This is a genomic window from Eikenella halliae (assembly GCF_001648475.1).
Taxonomy (GTDB): domain Bacteria; phylum Pseudomonadota; class Gammaproteobacteria; order Burkholderiales; family Neisseriaceae; genus Eikenella; species Eikenella halliae.
In genome coordinates this window covers 34181-48850 of the sequence record NZ_LXSQ01000009.1, presented here as the reverse complement: position 1 = coordinate 48850, position 14670 = coordinate 34181, and the positions used below count along the sequence as shown (strand labels likewise).

The window sequence follows — 14670 nt, the reverse complement described above, 5'->3', positions numbered from 1 at the left end:
TATACCATTGTTTTAAAACGGTTTAATTTTTGCATTTCAGGTAGCCTTATGCCAGTTATAAAGGATTACTTAATAACTGGTTTTCAGGTAGCCTGAAGTAATAACCGCCGCGTACTCGGATACAGCGGGCAGAGGCGGCGGTCGTCAAAACTATTCCGGTGGCGGTGGCGGCTCGTCATCATCCGCCACCACCACCGGCGGCTTCTCGGCGGCTGGCTGGCGGTGGTAGCCCAGCTTGCCCAGCACAAAATCCAAGATACCGCCCGCCGTATCGGGCGAGAGCGCGCGTGCCGAATCCAGCAGCACATCGCACATCGTCCCGGCCAGTATCCCCACCATCAATGCCAAGCGCGGCATATCCTTGGGCGTGAGGTCGTCCACCACTGCCAGCGACAAAAACAGCGCCGCAATCAGGTCGCCGCACTTGGCCGAGGTGCTTTTATCTTTGGCACGCATCGACACCCGCAGCGAGCCGACAAACGCGCCCACCACCGCCAGCAGTGTTTTGCTGGCAAAAAATCCCGCAAGCAAATCATTCACGATGCCTTCTTTCCGGCCGTCTGCGCGGCCTGTCTCTCATCACGCAACATATCCTGCAAATGCTCGCCCACCAGCCAAACCGCCAAGCTCCAAATGCCGAATACATAGCCCACCACCTGTGCCGCCAGCGTATGCCGCACCCAAAAACTGGTTGCCAGCAGCAGCCAAATCAGCGGCGTAATCCGCAGCGCACCCACCCCCACCGCATGACTGCGCGGGCTGCTGCTCCACATCGACCACGCCGACAGCAGCGCCAGCAGCAACAGCATGAGCACCACAAACCAGCGCGGCAATTTAGTGAGCCCCGTCCACAGCGGCAGCGAGCCAAAACCGTTTACGCCAAACACCCAAGCCCAAACCAGCAAAAAGCCGATATTGACGATTTGCAGCGCCCGCGTGCCCGTGCCAAACACCCAGCGCCGCGCCGAATCCGGCAAAAAGCGCAGATTCCACGCCCAAGACAAAGCCGCTTTCACATATCTGCAAAAGCGGCAGGAAGTCAAACGGTTATACCAAGTTTTCGCTCGCTCAAACATGATGCTCTCCTTTAAAAATAGCGGCTAAATCATTCGGCGAAAACCGCCAGCTTTCGGACAACCCCAACGCCTTGCCCACCCACTCGCTGCAAAACCAACGGCGGCGGTTTTCAGGTAGCCCGAACACCACGCCGAACGCACCGGGCAGGTCGTAGCCTTGGCCTTGGGTTGCCTCCCATAAACCATGCAATCGCTCGCCAACGCTATCCGGCAGCGCAATCAAATCCCACTTGGCAGACGGCAGCGGCATGGTTTTCCTGCGCACGCCCTTGTCACGGATACTGGCGGAGTAGCACGCGTATTCCTGCCCGTCTGCCGTTTCAGGTAGCTTGACGGCAAGCTCGCAATGTGAGTACCGCCCGCGTGTCAAAACACGGGTGAACCAGTCGGTGGCTCGGGCGCACCATACGCGCCAGCCGGAGCCGTCACGGCGGCCTTTGTACAAGGCGAGATAAATCGGACGCTGGCTCATTTGGCAACCTCCTCAAGCTCGGCGGCGGGCTGTTCATAATTGACTGTCCAGCCGTCTGAATAATCGTATTCCAGCGGGTTTTCGGCTTTGAGCATGGCGGCTTTATGGCGTTCGGCATTGGCAAAATCAGCCTGTTCATCCACCACCATCTGCGTAGTCATTTCATCCAGCAGCTCGCGGGTCATGAGGACAAAATCGTTTTCCATCGTTTTCCACTTCAGATTCGGCGGTAGCGTTTTCATGGTGCGCAGCAGGATGTATTGGGTGCGGCTCTCATTGTTGGTGTAAAACCACTTGCCTACGCTTTTGACAAACACCCCGTGCCGCAGGTTGTCGTAGCGCTTGGCCTTGATGCGCTCCCACATTTCATCCTGCTGCTCTGCCTTAAGCTGGGCGGCGCAAGCTGGGTCGATATGCCATTGCTCGCCATCCCAAGTGCTGGAGGGACAGGGCGCTGGGTCAGCCAATACAGGCTTGCCGTTTTTGCCGGGCATTACGATTTGTCCGGTACATTGTCCGACAACCAGCGCCTCATGCTCGGCAGCGGTGAGGGCGACCGCGCCTTCCGGCGGCATGCCGTCGGTGTGCAAAAATCCGTTTTGGTAGTAATACACAGTCATCATCTGCTCCTATTTCCAACGCCCGATGGCGACAAAATTAACCGTCACATCCGGGGTGTTATAAATCTGCTCGTGCAACCAGTAGTACACAGCCGACTGGTTGCTCTGCCTGCTGTCAATGGTTACCCAAATATCGCGCGCGTTGCCTTCCGGGGCGGACAGGGTGGCGACCACCACCGGGGCGCTGATAAAGGCCAGCGGCCATGTCAGCACACGGGCTGTCGGGTTGTTGTTGTGGTTTTGGATGCGTACCGTGCCAGATTCGATTTGCGTGCCGTCCGGCAGCTTGCAAATATCAAACGTGCCGATTTTTTGGTGCACGGTGAGCGCGGCCACCGCCTCGGCAAAGTCGCTGATTTCGGCGGCGCGGTGGGTGTGCCCCTTGTCGGACTTGTTTTGCAGCCCGGCGGCCAATGTAGAGGCATCCAGCACACCGGCGTTGGTCACCTTGCCGTAAGCCTTAATCCACAGCACCACGTCGTCCAGGCTGTTTTTAGCCTTGATGCACAGCACCATTGCGATGGCTTTAGGGCGCACTTCATCCGCCGTGGGCACAGAGCGGGCGGCATCAAATTCCAGCACAAAGTTCGCACCCTGCCCCGGAGAGCGAAATGAACTCGGGGTCAGCGTGGCGCTTTGTTTGTTAAACGCCCCGGTTGTTTCTGTGCCGCGAGATTCAAGCATCGAAAACGTACCCTTAATATTCCGTATGGCGTCGCCCTGTTGCGTGCCGACTGTGAGGCTACCTGAAGCATTGCGGATAAAGCGGTCGTCAGCCTTGGGCACGGCATCGATTGAGCCGTACTGCGCCACCAGCTTGCGGTAGAGCTCGGGATAGGCGGACTGCGTTACCTTGACAGCAATCTCGTCGTACTTAATCCAGCCGTCCGGGATGTCGTCAAACGGAAAATAGGCGGTCATGCCGATGTCGGAGCGTGTGAGATTGGGCAGCTTGTTGCCGCCCAATACACGGTGCAGGTCGGGATAGGTGGCTTGATTAAAGGTGCTGCCGTCGGCTTTCAGGTAGCCTTCGGGGCTGGTAACCGCGCGCGGAAATCCGATGACTGCGCCAACTGGCAGGCCTTTGCCGCCTGCCTGCTCGTCAATCAGCTTTTTCAGGGCAGCAAGCAGCTGGTCGCGCTTATCGGGATTGAGTGCCACGCCGGCACCCTCGATCACATTACAAATCTCCTCCTGCACATGGTTGCACCATTCGGCGTTAAACGCCGTAGGCAGCACCCCACGCGGTAAATCGCCGTTTCTAAAGCCGGATTTGCCGCTGCCGAACAGGTCGGCAACGGCTGAAGAAGTAGAAATCCGCTGCATAATCAATCGCTCCTAAACATATTTAAAAATTAGATAAGTGTGTGCTGGTTTGAGCTTGTTGAGCACGCACTCAATGGCGCTGCTTTGATACAGCTGCAGCGGGCTGTTGCAATCATCGTTGCAATTAGCCGGGCGGTGGTCTCCGCTGCCGTGCAGCGATACCGCCCAACAATAGCTGTCGTTGTCGGAGTACAGCGCGGCGTTGCAGTCATCATTGCAGGTGGCCGGGAAAAACTCGGTAATTTCCGCCTGCGGCTGTCCCGATACGCGCAACAGGTGCAAATAAAACGCCTTACTTTGCGCACCGCCACCGGCCAGCCGCGCCACCAGCGCCATGCGCCGCGCCTGAATATCGCCGGCGGCCGCTGCGCTGCATTCATCCGGCAGCCCGGCGGTAGCTTCCCATTCCGGCAACGTTTCGTATGCACCGTATGGCGTGGCTTCCGCCAGCAGTTCGGTGGCGCGTTGCTCAATACGGGCCAGCTCTAATGCCAGCGCAGCAATAAAATCGGCCAGCGCCGGGTCGGATTCGGTTGCCCAGGCACGGCCGGGGGGCAGCAGCGCGGTAAGTTGGCTGCGGTAGGCAGCCTGCCTGATGCTTAAGTCCACGAGATACCTCCCAGCACCGCGATTTCGTCTTGCTCACACACCACATCCGCTGTGGGCGCAAGCAGCATATGGTGCGTTTCGCCCGCCGCCAAACTAACCGCCTCACTGATGCGGGAGAGGCGGATAACCGAGCCCAGCGAGGCTTCGCGCCGATAAAACAGGCGCAGCGAGCTCTCCACCGCCTGCCGCACGGCGGCGGTATCGGGATAAACCTTGATGCGGTGCGCCACGGTTTTCAGGCGCGGAGCAACAACCGACACCCGCGCCGTTACCGGGCGCAGCAGCTCTAAATGCTGCCGCACCGCATCCAGCAGCGTACTGTTGGGCACGATGCTGTCGCCGCCTGCCACATATACCACCACGTGGTTAATCTCGCCGCTGTTTGGCTTAACCCAGGCGCGGGCAATACCCGGCACCTCGAGCGCCCAGCGGATATAGTCCGCCACACTACCGCCCATCGGCGGGTTGCGGATGCGCTGCAGCAAGCGTTCGCGCAGCTCTTCGTCGCTTTCTGCCGCCGCGCCGCCGGAGAGCCCGCCACTATCCACCGTGGCCGTGCCGCCGCTGTAGCGCAACACTGCCCCGGCGCTGGCGTTGCCTGCCGGGCCCGGCTCCAACGCATCCAGCAACACTGTATTTCCGGCAACAGCGCGCACCGAATAGCGCACGCCGTCTTCACGCCGCAGCTCATCACCCACCAAAGGCAGGCTGCCGGACACAGTGGCCTGCCCGCTGGCAAACGCGGCTGGCTTGCGCGGCACGGTAAGCCAGGTGCGGGCGTGGCGGTCGAGCTCATCGCCTGCGGCGGTGATCGGCAGCATCTGTTGGGCAATCCAATCCAAATGCCCGTGCAAGAGGTGCGATGCCGCCCCCAAAGCCGCACCGAATACTGCCGCCACATCGCCTTCCTGCGGATGCGGGTAGGGCGAGAGGCGGCTGCTGATGTCCAATTCCACCCGCCGGCACAATTCCGGCAGGCTTGGTCGTTCAAACGCCATGATTTACGCTCCACAAATAATCAAAACGGCGGATTTCTCCGCCGTCTTTTTCGATTTCGATATACAACATTGCACAAGTGAGCGTGTGCCGTTCCGCCCGCACCCGCACCGCCGCTGCGATTTTCTTTTCCGTGAGCCAGGCGAGCGCCTCGGCGGCGTATTCCTCCGCCCGCAGTAAGGTATCGGCAGTAATTTTCTGCCGTTCCAGCAGCCACAACCGCGAGCCGATACGGCGCGGGCGGAAACTGTCGCCCCACCAGCCGCGCTTGTCGCCGTCGCCGCCGGGCAGTACATCGTCGTTTTCGGCGCGGCGGTCGGTGCCCAAGCTCATCCATACTGCCGATTTCAGCCAATCCACCCCGGCAAACAACAGGCGGCTGCCGCCGTCTGCTTGAGGCATCAGTCCCAGCATAGTGCTTACTCCATTTGTTCGTTCGGCTGGTCGGTATTGCCGCCACCGTCGTTTTCGTGGTGGGTGTGGCGGTTAAACAGCGCACGCATCCAACCCATGCTAAATCTGCCGCCTTGGTCTTTCACATCTTGGGCAAACACCGCCGATTTGGTGCCGCTCACTTCGCCGTCTAGCGTGATTTTCGGTGCTTTGATGGTGGCGGATGTTTCGGCATTAACCTCAAACACCGGGGTTTCTATCACGCATTTGTCTTTGTACAGCGTGATGTGATGCCCCCATAGGTTGTAAACCGCCGCTTCGCCCTCGGCCAGATTATTGCGGCGCGTGCCCTTGTGTTCGGCGCACAGCGCAATCGGGTGGTCGTGGTTGCCCGCCACGAATACCACCACCGCCTCGCTGCCCACCGGCGGGTGCGCCGAAAAACCGAACGGCTGAAACAGCTCCACCTCGTCGTGCACATCGCCAGCCTGCGCCTCCAATGTAACGGTTTGGGTGGCGGCGGCATCGTTGATTAAATTTAAAATCGCCCTGCCGATCATGTTTTTCAGCGCCTGCATTATGATTTTCCTCTTTCAAAGTTTCCGGGTTTGTAATTGCCTTGCGCATCGGGTTTGATCACCAGCACATCGCCGGATACCGCATTTTGCCCCTTGCCCTGCCGAGCACGCTTGCCGCCGCGTTGGCGGCCTTTGCCGGCAGCCGGTTTGGCGGCGGTGTTGCGGTTGGCTTTTTCCGCTGCTTCGGGCGAGGGCAGCAGCGCTTCCGGGCGGATTAGCTCGATTTTGGTTATCTCGCCCGAATCATCGTAGCCATACTCGACCGCCGAAATCAGCAATTCGCCCTGTACTGCCAGCGTAGCCGCTTCCACTTGTGCCCGTTGGTTGATGTCCCACAGCGCGCCATCGTGCTGCGTCCAGCCGGCCACCGTGCAGGATAGCTGGGTGCTTTTCGCTTCGCGCACCTGCTTTTCCCATTCCGCCTGCCGCTGCGCCATCTCTGGCGTAGCCTGTCCGTCGGCGGATTTGGCAAACGGCCGGTGGCGCTTGATGGCCTCATCGCGCACCGCCGAGCGCACATGAGCCGCCGCTTTGCCATGGTCGTTGTCTTTGCCCGCCCGTTGGCCGGTGATGGTGTATTCCGAAAACCGCTCCGAATAATCGTAATCGGCCGTGCCGGATTTGATGTTGCCGCCCAAAACCAGCGGCGTAGCCGCCTGCTGCGCCCCGGCATGGGTCAAAACCAATGCGCCGCGTGCCTGTACCAGCAAAATACCGGCGATTTTCGCCGCCCGTTCCAAGGCTTTAAATACCGTTTCGCCCGGCTCGGTTTTAAACACCGCCAGCGGCTTGCCCGGCTCGGTTTCCAATACCACCTCGATACCAAACGGCGCGCACAGCTCTTTAGCCAAGTCCAAAATCGACACATTACGCCATTGCTTCACGGCGGCGGCGCAATCCACCAAATCGCCGGTTTTATCGCGGCCGGACACGGCAATACCGTGGCTGCTGTCCGATACATCGAGCGTGGTTTTGTCGATATAACCCTTAATCACCACCTGCCCGGCCACCCGCACCTCGCATTCGTCGTTCGGGCGGATCGGCCAATGTATTGCCTCGCCGCCCACGTTTTCGGTGCACTCGATGTTAAATGCACCGGCGGCGGTGCCGATGCTGCGGCTGATGGATACGCTCGTCCAGCCGCCGTACAAAACGCCGTTTACCAACAGCTCAATAGCCATTTACTGCTCCTTAATCCGACAACACCCGCAGCGGGTGCACCGGCATAAAGCCCGGATGCGCGACCGGGTTGTGGCGCAAAATCTCGCTGCTGCGCCGCGCATCGCCGTGCAAACGATAAGCCAATACCACCACCGGCAGCGGCCGCTGCGGGGTGTAATCCACCAGGCGCGGCAGTTCGTTTTCCGTGTCCGGCAACGCCTGCACGATGGCGGCACGCAAATCCTGCGACGCCGAAAACGCCGAATCCGGCAGCTGCGGCGCGAGCTCATCCAACCACGCCAACAACAGGCGGCGCAGCGCCACGGCTTCATCCAGCGATTCAAACAGCGGGGTGGCGGCGGCTTTGGGGGCAATGCGGCTGGGCTGCTGATTGCCGCCACTGCCGAAATTACCGCCCGGCTGCGGCAGCTCGATGGTGATGTCATCCGGCCGTACCACTGCCGTAGCCGCCGCCGCATTCAGCGCCGCAGCCTCAAACAACACCTGCACCGCCTGCCGGTTGGATTCGGCGCGCTGATACGGCGTGGGGTTAGCCGGCAGCCCGCGCGATACTTCGCGCTTCCCACCGCGAAATGCCCGCGCCAGCCCCATGATGCCGCCCAAAGGCTGGCTGAAGCTGCCGGTTAAATCGGTAAACAGCCCGATGATGCGGCTGCCCAACACCGCCGGAGAGGCCGATAGCTCGCCCACCGCATCCAACAACTGCCGCACCTGCCGCAAAAACGGCGATTGTTTGGACAAATCCAGCAGGCCGCCCACCGTGGACAGCCGCTGAATGCGCTCGGTGAGCGCCTGCAGATTGTCGCGGCTTAAAAAATCCGGCAGGCCGTCCAAATCAAACCACTTGCCGAAGGCTTCGACCAGCTGCCCGTCCAGCGTATCCGCCGCATCCAACAGGCTGCCTGCCGGGTCGGATTCCGCCGCCGGATAGCGGCTCTCGCCCGCCTCCACAAAGGTTAAATCAAACACCGCCATGCCGCCGGCTTCGCCGCTCTCGCTCACGCTTACCGCCGTGCATACCACGCGCAGCGCGCCGAAATACGGGTGCACCAACTGGCCGGGCCCGGGCGCGTTGGCCGCATCCAGCAGCGCATCACGGGCTTGCTGGTAGTCCTTGCCCACCACAAAGCCGCGCAGTGTAAAGCCCCGCGCCTTTGCGCCGAGGTCTTCCACGTAGGGCTTGTCGCGGCCGGGGTATTCGTGTACCACCACCCGCCGACCCTGCTCGCTGCTGTGCGCCTCCACGCCGAATGCCGCCTGCCGAAACGAAGCCGGCCGCAGCCTGTCTTTCCACGCCATTTTTTACTCCTAAGTTGCCAGGCTGTAGCCTTGCTTGGTGCTCAACTGCACGCCGTTGCTGGCCCGAGCCTGCATCCGCGTACCGCGCGGCACATTGCTGTGGTCGATGTGTACCGCCACCTTGCCCAAGCCGCCGCCGCGCCCAGGCAGCGCCGCCGCCGGTTTGCCGGAGAAGGCCACCGGAGCCGCCGCGCCATCGCCGCCGCCGAACACCGAACGCGCCGTGTTGCCCAGCGATTCCAGCTTGTCCAATGCCCACTGCAGCTTTTCGCGTATCCAATCCCACACCCCGGCGATATAGCCTTTCAATGCTTCAAAGCCGCCACGCATCAGGTTGAGCGGCGAGAAGCCGGACAACACCCCGCCGATGGCGGCAAGCGCGGCAACAAAGGTTTGCCTGATTTGCGGCCACACCCCTTTCAGGTAGCCCCACACCGCCGACATCGACTGAATCATCCAGCCCACCGGCGTAAAATTGAGAAACAGGCTGCCAATCGCATCAAAAGCCGAAGCGCACAGTTCCTTAATCCATTCCCACGCCTCAGCAAACGCGCCCGACACCTCATCCCACAACCGGCTGAAATAAGCGCCGATGCCGTCCCAGTTGCGCCATATCACATATACCAAACCGGCAAACGCCGCCACCAGCCCGATAATCCACGTGAGCGGATTCGCCAGCAGCGCAGCGGTAAAACCCCAAATCGCCGGTAGCGCCCCAATCAGCGCTACCGCCAGCGAGCCTACCGCCCACGCCACATTCACAAACGCCGCTACCAGCGGCAGGGATAGAATCGCCGCCACCACCAGCATTGTGTTACCAAAACCGCCTAAGTAATCGTTGATTTCGTTGAATTTATCGTATAGCTTGGTACCGAACTCCCAGGCTTTTTCAAAGGCGGTTACCAAGTTTTTGCCGATGGTTTCGGCCAGTTTCTGCAGGCTGCCGTCTTGTGCCATCGCATCGATTTTTTCCAGCAGCCCGCGCAATTTATCTTGCAAATAACTAAACACGCCCGAATCGGCGATCATCAGCTTAAAGCGCTCCCAATTGTCCGATAGGTTGGACATCATGCCGCCCCAAGTATTGGACAGCTTATCCATCGCCCCGCCATATTTTTCGTTCCAGATGGTCTGCAGGGTGGCGCGGATTTGTTCGCGGTTGTTCTTGTCTGCCATTGCCCGCATCTGGCGGCCGCTTTTGTCGGTGTATTCGTAGATGATGCGGTTGCCCTGCGCTGAGGCTTTAATCCCAAACTCTTTCAGGCGCTCGTTTTGCCCGGTCATGGCGTCGGCAATCGCCTCCACCGTCTGCATCAGCGGCTTACCCATACCGGCGGAGGTATCGCCCAGCGTAGTCAGCAGCCCGTCTTTAATCGGGTCGAGGCCGTAGGATTTCAGCTTCACAAAGGCTTCGTTTACCTCGTTGAGTTCGTAGGGTGTTTTTGCCGCGAACTCGCTTACCCATGTCATCGACTGCCTAGCTTTTTCACTGCTGCCTTCGATGGTTTCCAGCACCGTGCGGTAGCGTTCAAATTCGCTGGCCGTATCCACCACCCCTTTAACCATAAACGCACTACCCGCCGCCAGCACCGCACCGGCCGCCGCATAATGTTTCAGGGTGGCAGTGGCCTGATCAGTTGCCCGCGCTACCTGCGCCATCGCCCGCCCCACGCGCCCGTTGTTTAACGTGCCCAAGCGTTCGCGGATGGTACGTAATGCGCGGCTGGCCCGGTCTTGTACGGTTACTTCTATCTCGGTTTTTGGCCTTGCCATCATTTACTCCAGGCATAAAAAAACGCAGAGCGGCAGGCTCTGCGTTATGTAAACATCTAATAATTAAGGTGTTCTAACCTTAATATAAATATATTCCAGCGCTTTGTTGTCCATACTGACGTGCGCGGCAAAATCCAACAATCCGGGGTAGTTGCTCCATCCCAAAAGTGCCGGTGCCGCTGTTGTCGGTGTCTCATACGGCAATCCAAGCCATACGGGCGAGGTTAAAGCGTTATCAATGCGCGGGTCACGTAGCAAAATCCAATCAGCCCGGCCATTGATATACGTGATACTCCATTCAGCCGGTGGCGTCTGGTATTCGCAGCTTTTGCCGTATTTATTGTTTTCGCAAGCGCCCTGCGGCTGGCCCAGTATTTTTTCCACCGCCGCCTGCGGCTGTCCGGCAATATCCATTATCTGCCATACTGGCTTAATGTCCGGCACTGGGGTAAAGGTTCGCTCGGCTTGCGCCGAGCTGGCGGATACTGGAGCGGACGCCGCCACTGAAGCAGCGGCAGGTTCGGCAGGTTTTTCCGAGCCGCCGCAGGCAGTCAGCAGCGTAACCAATAACACGGGTAAATATTTCATCGGGTTCTCCTTGTAAATAAGCCCAGATATTTTACTCTTCCAACTGTTCCCGAATCCAGCACGCCCGCTCATACCACCACTGCAGCTCGTCAATATCCAGCGCCAGCACGTCGCCGGCGCTGCCTTTGAAGGTGTAGGCCACTACTGCGGCGTAGTCTGCCCAGTCTGGCGGCCAGATAGCAAAAAACCCTGCATCTCCGCGCTCAACACAAAGGCATCTGCGCTATCCATCTGCGCCAGCACGTTTGGCGGGATGTTGGTTAGTTTGCCCACCAGCGCAAACAGGGTTTTGGCATCCAAAATCAAGCTGTCCGGGCTGAATTTAATCTCCAAGCCCATCAAATCCCGGCCGGTCGGGCGGCGGATGTCCAGTTCGCTGATTTCCTCGCGCCCGAACTGGATCGGGCTGCTCAACTGAATAATAAGTTTATCCATTTGCTTGTTTTCCTTTAGATTTCCTGCGCTTCGTATTTACTCTCGAAGCGTACGCCAATATTAGCCTCTTCGGTGTTGCCCGTGCCCTCGCCGGCATACCAGGCATCGGAAAGCACCACAGTTTTGCCGCTGGCTAACTGCAGGGTAACGGTGGCATTGTCGATGCTGGTTAAATCGGCCAGTTTCAAATCGGGGCGGTCGGTGATTTCGCCCTCGATAAACGGCGTTTGCGGGGTCTCTTTGTAACCGTGCACGCCGTCCGCGCCGATAATCGCCTCACGCTTGCCTTTGCCCAAGTTGTAGGTAAAGTTGCCTTTGGCATCCAGCTGGTTGCCATTGACTTTGAAAAAAATCACGCCAGCACGGCGGTTTGATTTTGCCATGATATTTGCTCCAAACCCCGCAGGCTTTCAGGTAGCCTGCGGAGCATTAGGGGTTAAACGATAAACGCAATCACGTTGCCGGTGATAATCCACGGGTTCACGAGGTCGGGCACCATGAATGTATCGAGGCGGGTTGGGTTGCCGATGTTGCGTTCGGCGTAGCTGTCGGCGGTGAACTGGTCGATGTTTTCCACCAAGCCCAATGCCTGCCAAATCTGCGCGCGCGCCACCATTTCGGCCTTCATGCCGGATGGGGTCATAATCGGCTGGCCGGATGGGAATTTGTTGCCGTCATCCGCCAGCTTGTGCCGTGGGTATTTTTGCTGAATGTAGGTGTCCCAGTCGTAGCGCAGATAGCTCAATGTCCACACCGTGTTAATCAGCAGATAGCTCTCATCAGCCTGCCCCAGTTTGCCCACTTTGTAGGTACTGATCAGCATATCGATCATCACTGCACCGCCCGCGTTGGTGCGGTAGGTGGAGATGCCGTTATACAGCAGCAGGTTGCGCTCCTGCAGGGTAAGCTGGGCGCTGTCGGCGGGCGGCAGGATGCCTTTGAGCTCCAAAGTCTGAAACGGGCGCGCCGGGTCGTTTTGCGCGGCAAACGCGGCCTGTGCGGCAGTCGCTGCCGCCAGCTGTACCGGCAAATTCGGCACGCCGGGCAAGCCGCCGATTACCGAAAACGGGCTGTTGCGCCCGTTGCCCAGCGTGGTGAGCCCGGCGTAGTTGTCAGCTTTGGCGACAAACACCAAACCGCCGATGGCGCGCATCGGCCCCCAACGGGAAGCCAATTCGTCTTCCACTGCCTTCAGGCTGGCGGCATCGGTAAACGGCATCACCATCACGTCGAACTGTTTATCACCCAGCCCGGCCAAGGCGGCTGCCAAATCCGGCGTGCCCGCGCCGCCGGCCATTGCGGTGATGGAAATAGTGAGGCCGGTTGGCGTTTGCTCGTCGCGCGGATAATAGTTGAGCCGCAGGTCAATCTCATTGCCGGGCAAACCCTTGTTTTTGGCCGTCAGCGTTACTGCGCCGGCATCTGCCTGCGCACTCACCGGCAAATCGGCGGCGGCATTCACGGCGGCGGCCAGCGCGGTAGCCACGGCCGCCGCGCCATCGTTGGCTTTTACCGCCAGCTTGACTGCCTGTCCGCCGATGTAGAGATACACCACGCCGCCATCCTGCACCGTACCGGCAATTTGGATTTTGCCGCTGGCCGCCGAGCCGGAGGTGTTGGCTAAAGGCAGGGCGAAGGTCTCGATGTCGCCGCCTTTGTTGTCAAACCAGCCTTTGGCCGCCCAATACATCAGGCTGCCCGCGCCAAACATCCCGGCAGCCTGCTCCAGGCGGGTAATCGGCACGGCCTTGCCTGCTTCTGCGCTGCCGCCGGTGGCGGGTGCAATCAGCAAGGCGCGATAAGGCTTGATATTTGCGCCTTTTTTGGCCAGCTCGTTGTTAAATTCGGTGCGGCTGCCCGGCGCGCGCAGGTTGCCGGGAATCTCATTAAATGCAATCGTCATTTGTTAGCCTCTTTGTCTTTGCCGGCCACTGCCTCTACTTCGCCCGCATTCAGGCGGCGCAGCCAGTAGTTGTTTTTTTCCACCTGCGCGCCGTCTTTCGGCAGCGGCTCGCCGGTGGCCGGGTCGGTGATTAGGTAATCGCCAACCGGTCGCACATAAAACGTAGTCATAAAAGCCCCTTTCAGCTTTTCGGGATGTTGTCTTCGGCGTCAATCTCGGGATTGCTGCCATACAGTTGCCAATGCGTGGCCAGCGCGGCTTCGGTGAGCAGCGGCGGGCCGATATGCGCCTGCGGGTGGTGGTTTTCATCGCCCACATAATCGCCGGCCTGTTCGTACCACACCGCCTGCCACAGCTGGGTGTAAAACACGCTCACGTATTCGCCTTGGTCTTCGGCTTCGATGGTGAGCGACAGCGGCAGCAAATCTTCGCCCAGCTCGCCGCCGAGCGTGGGGTTGGCGTAAAACAGTTTTTCCGCCAGCGCAGTCATTTCCTCCGCCACGTCTTCGGTTTTGTCGTTGCCCTGCACAATACAGGTAACGGCCAGCTGCGCTTCGTGCCGCAGTTCCAGCGGCGCGGCGTTAAATACGCTGCTGCTGCGGGATGCCACCGATACCACCACGCACGGCAGTTTGTTTTGCGCGGGCGCGACCCAACGATAGGGATATACCCGTCTAAATTTAGTCCCCAGCAGCGCCACGGCGGCGGCGCGGATGTCAGTAAGTTGGTGCCGGCTCATTTTTTGCCCTCAACTGTAAAACGGTGATGCCGGTGCCGTCCGCCTGCACTTCGGCAACCCGGTAGGCAATGCCCCGCACCTGTATTTCCGCTTCCGCCACCGTGTCCGGCAGCTCGGCGGAAAGACAGATTAAATACGGGTCGGCATTGCCCGCCGAGATGCCGTAGCCGTTATCTGCGGCGTATTCGCGGTCGAAAATGCAGCGTACCGGCTGCCCGTCGAGCAGCGCGGTTTCGCCAAAATCGGCAGGGTTCACAAACACCGCCAGCGGCTCGTTAAACATTCAGCTCACCACTGCCTGCCGGCGGCTGCTCCCCGTTATCGCTGTTAGCTGATGGGTTGCTTTCGCCATTCGGCTGTTGTTCGCCGCTACCTGCCGGCGGCGGGGTTTCGCTATTGCCTTCTCCGCTAGGCGGAGCGGGCGGGGCAACAGGCGGCTGCTGGGTGGCATCCTTTCTCTTGCCGCCGCGCTTCGGTTTGCCCGGATCGGTTTCTTCCGGTTCGGTTTCCACCGCCCAGCCGTTGCGGATCAGTTCGCGGGCTTCGGTTTCCGGCACTTCTGCCGCCTCATCCTCTGCCACAAACTGCGAGCCGACAAACAGGCTGCGCAGCGCCATAATCAATAGTGTTTTTTGCTCGGGCATCATGGCCTCCTAAAATTCAGGCTACCTGATTTTTTCA

General features: G+C 59.5%; 19 protein-coding genes and 1 pseudogene. All 20 read right to left on the bottom strand.

Annotated features, from left to right (window positions below; all coding sequences use genetic code 11):
- Window positions 1–150 precede the first annotated feature (150 nt).
- Window positions 151–540, bottom strand: coding sequence for a hypothetical protein (locus A7Q00_RS03735; protein WP_064089291.1), 390 nt, complete (start codon window positions 538–540; stop codon window positions 151–153).
- On the bottom strand, window positions 537–1076 hold the full coding sequence (locus A7Q00_RS03730; protein ID WP_064089290.1) for a hypothetical protein: 540 nt from the start codon (window positions 1074–1076) through the stop codon (window positions 537–539). The genes A7Q00_RS03735 and A7Q00_RS03730 overlap by 4 nt, the downstream gene beginning before the upstream one ends.
- Window positions 1069–1548, bottom strand: a complete 480-nt coding sequence (locus A7Q00_RS03725) for a hypothetical protein (RefSeq protein WP_064089289.1) — start codon at window positions 1546–1548, stop codon at window positions 1069–1071. The genes A7Q00_RS03730 and A7Q00_RS03725 overlap by 8 nt, the downstream gene beginning before the upstream one ends.
- Window positions 1545–2171: a DUF4376 domain-containing protein gene (locus A7Q00_RS03720; protein WP_245637518.1), complete on the bottom strand. Its 627-nt coding sequence runs from the start codon at window positions 2169–2171 to the stop codon at window positions 1545–1547. The genes A7Q00_RS03725 and A7Q00_RS03720 overlap by 4 nt, the downstream gene beginning before the upstream one ends.
- A gap of 762 nt (window positions 2172–2933) precedes the next feature.
- Window positions 2934–3251, bottom strand: a pseudogene (locus A7Q00_RS14280) (tail fiber protein); the annotation flags it as partial.
- Window positions 3252–3506: 255 nt separating this feature from the next.
- Entirely contained in the window at window positions 3507–4103 is a 597-nt protein-coding gene (locus tag A7Q00_RS03710; protein WP_082887734.1) for a YmfQ family protein, read from the bottom strand.
- Entirely contained in the window at window positions 4094–5101 is a 1008-nt protein-coding gene (locus A7Q00_RS03705) for a baseplate J/gp47 family protein (RefSeq protein ID WP_064089286.1), read from the bottom strand. Before A7Q00_RS03705 ends, A7Q00_RS03710 begins: the two co-directional genes overlap by 10 nt.
- Window positions 5091–5513, bottom strand: a complete 423-nt coding sequence (locus A7Q00_RS03700) for a phage GP46 family protein (protein WP_064089285.1) — start codon at window positions 5511–5513, stop codon at window positions 5091–5093. Before A7Q00_RS03700 ends, A7Q00_RS03705 begins: the two co-directional genes overlap by 11 nt.
- 5 nt (window positions 5514–5518) lie before the next feature.
- Window positions 5519–6070, bottom strand: coding sequence for a phage baseplate assembly protein V (locus A7Q00_RS03695; RefSeq protein ID WP_064089284.1), 552 nt, complete (start codon window positions 6068–6070; stop codon window positions 5519–5521).
- The gene (locus A7Q00_RS03690) at window positions 6070–7251 is read right to left on the bottom strand and encodes a phage baseplate assembly protein (protein WP_064089283.1); all 1182 of its coding nucleotides are present in this window, start codon (window positions 7249–7251) and stop codon (window positions 6070–6072) included. Before A7Q00_RS03690 ends, A7Q00_RS03695 begins: the two co-directional genes overlap by 1 nt.
- Before the next feature lie 10 nt (window positions 7252–7261).
- Complete coding sequence (locus tag A7Q00_RS03685; protein WP_064089282.1) at window positions 7262–8551, bottom strand: DNA circularization protein; 1290 nt, start codon at window positions 8549–8551, stop codon at window positions 7262–7264.
- A 9-nt stretch (window positions 8552–8560) separates the two neighbouring features.
- Entirely contained in the window at window positions 8561–10327 is a 1767-nt protein-coding gene (locus A7Q00_RS03680; protein WP_156503723.1) for a tape measure protein, read from the bottom strand.
- A gap of 60 nt (window positions 10328–10387) precedes the next feature.
- Window positions 10388–10912 (bottom strand): hypothetical protein, encoded by a 525-nt coding sequence (locus A7Q00_RS03675; protein WP_064089280.1) that lies wholly within the window; start codon window positions 10910–10912, stop codon window positions 10388–10390.
- A 141-nt stretch (window positions 10913–11053) separates the two neighbouring features.
- Entirely contained in the window at window positions 11054–11347 is a 294-nt protein-coding gene (locus A7Q00_RS03670; protein ID WP_049258260.1) for a phage tail assembly protein, read from the bottom strand.
- A 14-nt stretch (window positions 11348–11361) separates the two neighbouring features.
- Window positions 11362–11730: a phage tail tube protein gene (locus A7Q00_RS03665; RefSeq protein ID WP_049258259.1), complete on the bottom strand. Its 369-nt coding sequence runs from the start codon at window positions 11728–11730 to the stop codon at window positions 11362–11364.
- Between the two features lie 53 nt (window positions 11731–11783).
- Entirely contained in the window at window positions 11784–13250 is a 1467-nt protein-coding gene (locus tag A7Q00_RS03660) for a phage tail sheath subtilisin-like domain-containing protein (protein WP_064089279.1), read from the bottom strand.
- Entirely contained in the window at window positions 13247–13420 is a 174-nt protein-coding gene (locus tag A7Q00_RS12730) for a DUF2635 domain-containing protein (RefSeq protein ID WP_082887733.1), read from the bottom strand. The genes A7Q00_RS03660 and A7Q00_RS12730 overlap by 4 nt, the downstream gene beginning before the upstream one ends.
- Before the next feature lie 11 nt (window positions 13421–13431).
- On the bottom strand, window positions 13432–13989 hold the full coding sequence (locus tag A7Q00_RS03655; RefSeq protein ID WP_064089278.1) for a hypothetical protein: 558 nt from the start codon (window positions 13987–13989) through the stop codon (window positions 13432–13434).
- On the bottom strand, window positions 13967–14272 hold the full coding sequence (locus A7Q00_RS03650; protein WP_049258256.1) for a head-tail joining protein: 306 nt from the start codon (window positions 14270–14272) through the stop codon (window positions 13967–13969). The genes A7Q00_RS03655 and A7Q00_RS03650 overlap by 23 nt, the downstream gene beginning before the upstream one ends.
- Window positions 14265–14636 carry a hypothetical protein gene (locus A7Q00_RS03645; protein WP_156503722.1) on the bottom strand — a complete coding sequence of 124 codons (372 nt, stop codon included), beginning with the start codon at window positions 14634–14636 and terminating at the stop codon, window positions 14265–14267. Before A7Q00_RS03645 ends, A7Q00_RS03650 begins: the two co-directional genes overlap by 8 nt.
- Window positions 14637–14670: the final 34 nt, after the last annotated feature.

Bases quoted from the DNA above. Each gene is read 5' to 3' on its own strand.
- A7Q00_RS03730 (WP_064089290.1), bottom strand. From the start codon at position 1,076: ATGTTTGAGCGAGCGAAAACTTGGTATAACCGTTTGACTTCCTGCCGC.
- A7Q00_RS03725 (WP_064089289.1), bottom strand. From the start codon at position 1,548: ATGAGCCAGCGTCCGATTTATCTCGCCTTGTACAAAGGCCGCCGTGAC.
- A7Q00_RS03720 (WP_245637518.1), bottom strand. From the start codon at position 2,171: ATGATGACTGTGTATTACTACCAAAACGGATTTTTGCACACCGACGGC.
- A7Q00_RS03705 (WP_064089286.1), bottom strand. From the start codon at position 5,101: ATGGCGTTTGAACGACCAAGCCTGCCGGAATTGTGCCGGCGGGTGGAA.
- A7Q00_RS03700 (WP_064089285.1), bottom strand. From the start codon at position 5,513: ATGCTGGGACTGATGCCTCAAGCAGACGGCGGCAGCCGCCTGTTGTTT.
- A7Q00_RS03695 (WP_064089284.1), bottom strand. From the start codon at position 6,070: ATGCAGGCGCTGAAAAACATGATCGGCAGGGCGATTTTAAATTTAATC.
- A7Q00_RS03690 (WP_064089283.1), bottom strand. From the start codon at position 7,251: ATGGCTATTGAGCTGTTGGTAAACGGCGTTTTGTACGGCGGCTGGACG.
- A7Q00_RS03685 (WP_064089282.1), bottom strand. From the start codon at position 8,551: ATGGCGTGGAAAGACAGGCTGCGGCCGGCTTCGTTTCGGCAGGCGGCA.
- A7Q00_RS03680 (WP_156503723.1), bottom strand. From the start codon at position 10,327: ATGATGGCAAGGCCAAAAACCGAGATAGAAGTAACCGTACAAGACCGG.
- A7Q00_RS03675 (WP_064089280.1), bottom strand. From the start codon at position 10,912: ATGAAATATTTACCCGTGTTATTGGTTACGCTGCTGACTGCCTGCGGC.
- A7Q00_RS03670 (WP_049258260.1), bottom strand. From the start codon at position 11,347: ATGGATAAACTTATTATTCAGTTGAGCAGCCCGATCCAGTTCGGGCGC.
- A7Q00_RS03665 (WP_049258259.1), bottom strand. From the start codon at position 11,730: ATGGCAAAATCAAACCGCCGTGCTGGCGTGATTTTTTTCAAAGTCAAT.
- A7Q00_RS03660 (WP_064089279.1), bottom strand. From the start codon at position 13,250: ATGACGATTGCATTTAATGAGATTCCCGGCAACCTGCGCGCGCCGGGC.
- A7Q00_RS12730 (WP_082887733.1), bottom strand. From the start codon at position 13,420: ATGACTACGTTTTATGTGCGACCGGTTGGCGATTACCTAATCACCGAC.
- A7Q00_RS03655 (WP_064089278.1), bottom strand. From the start codon at position 13,989: ATGAGCCGGCACCAACTTACTGACATCCGCGCCGCCGCCGTGGCGCTG.
- A7Q00_RS03650 (WP_049258256.1), bottom strand. From the start codon at position 14,272: ATGTTTAACGAGCCGCTGGCGGTGTTTGTGAACCCTGCCGATTTTGGC.
- A7Q00_RS03645 (WP_156503722.1), bottom strand. From the start codon at position 14,636: ATGATGCCCGAGCAAAAAACACTATTGATTATGGCGCTGCGCAGCCTG.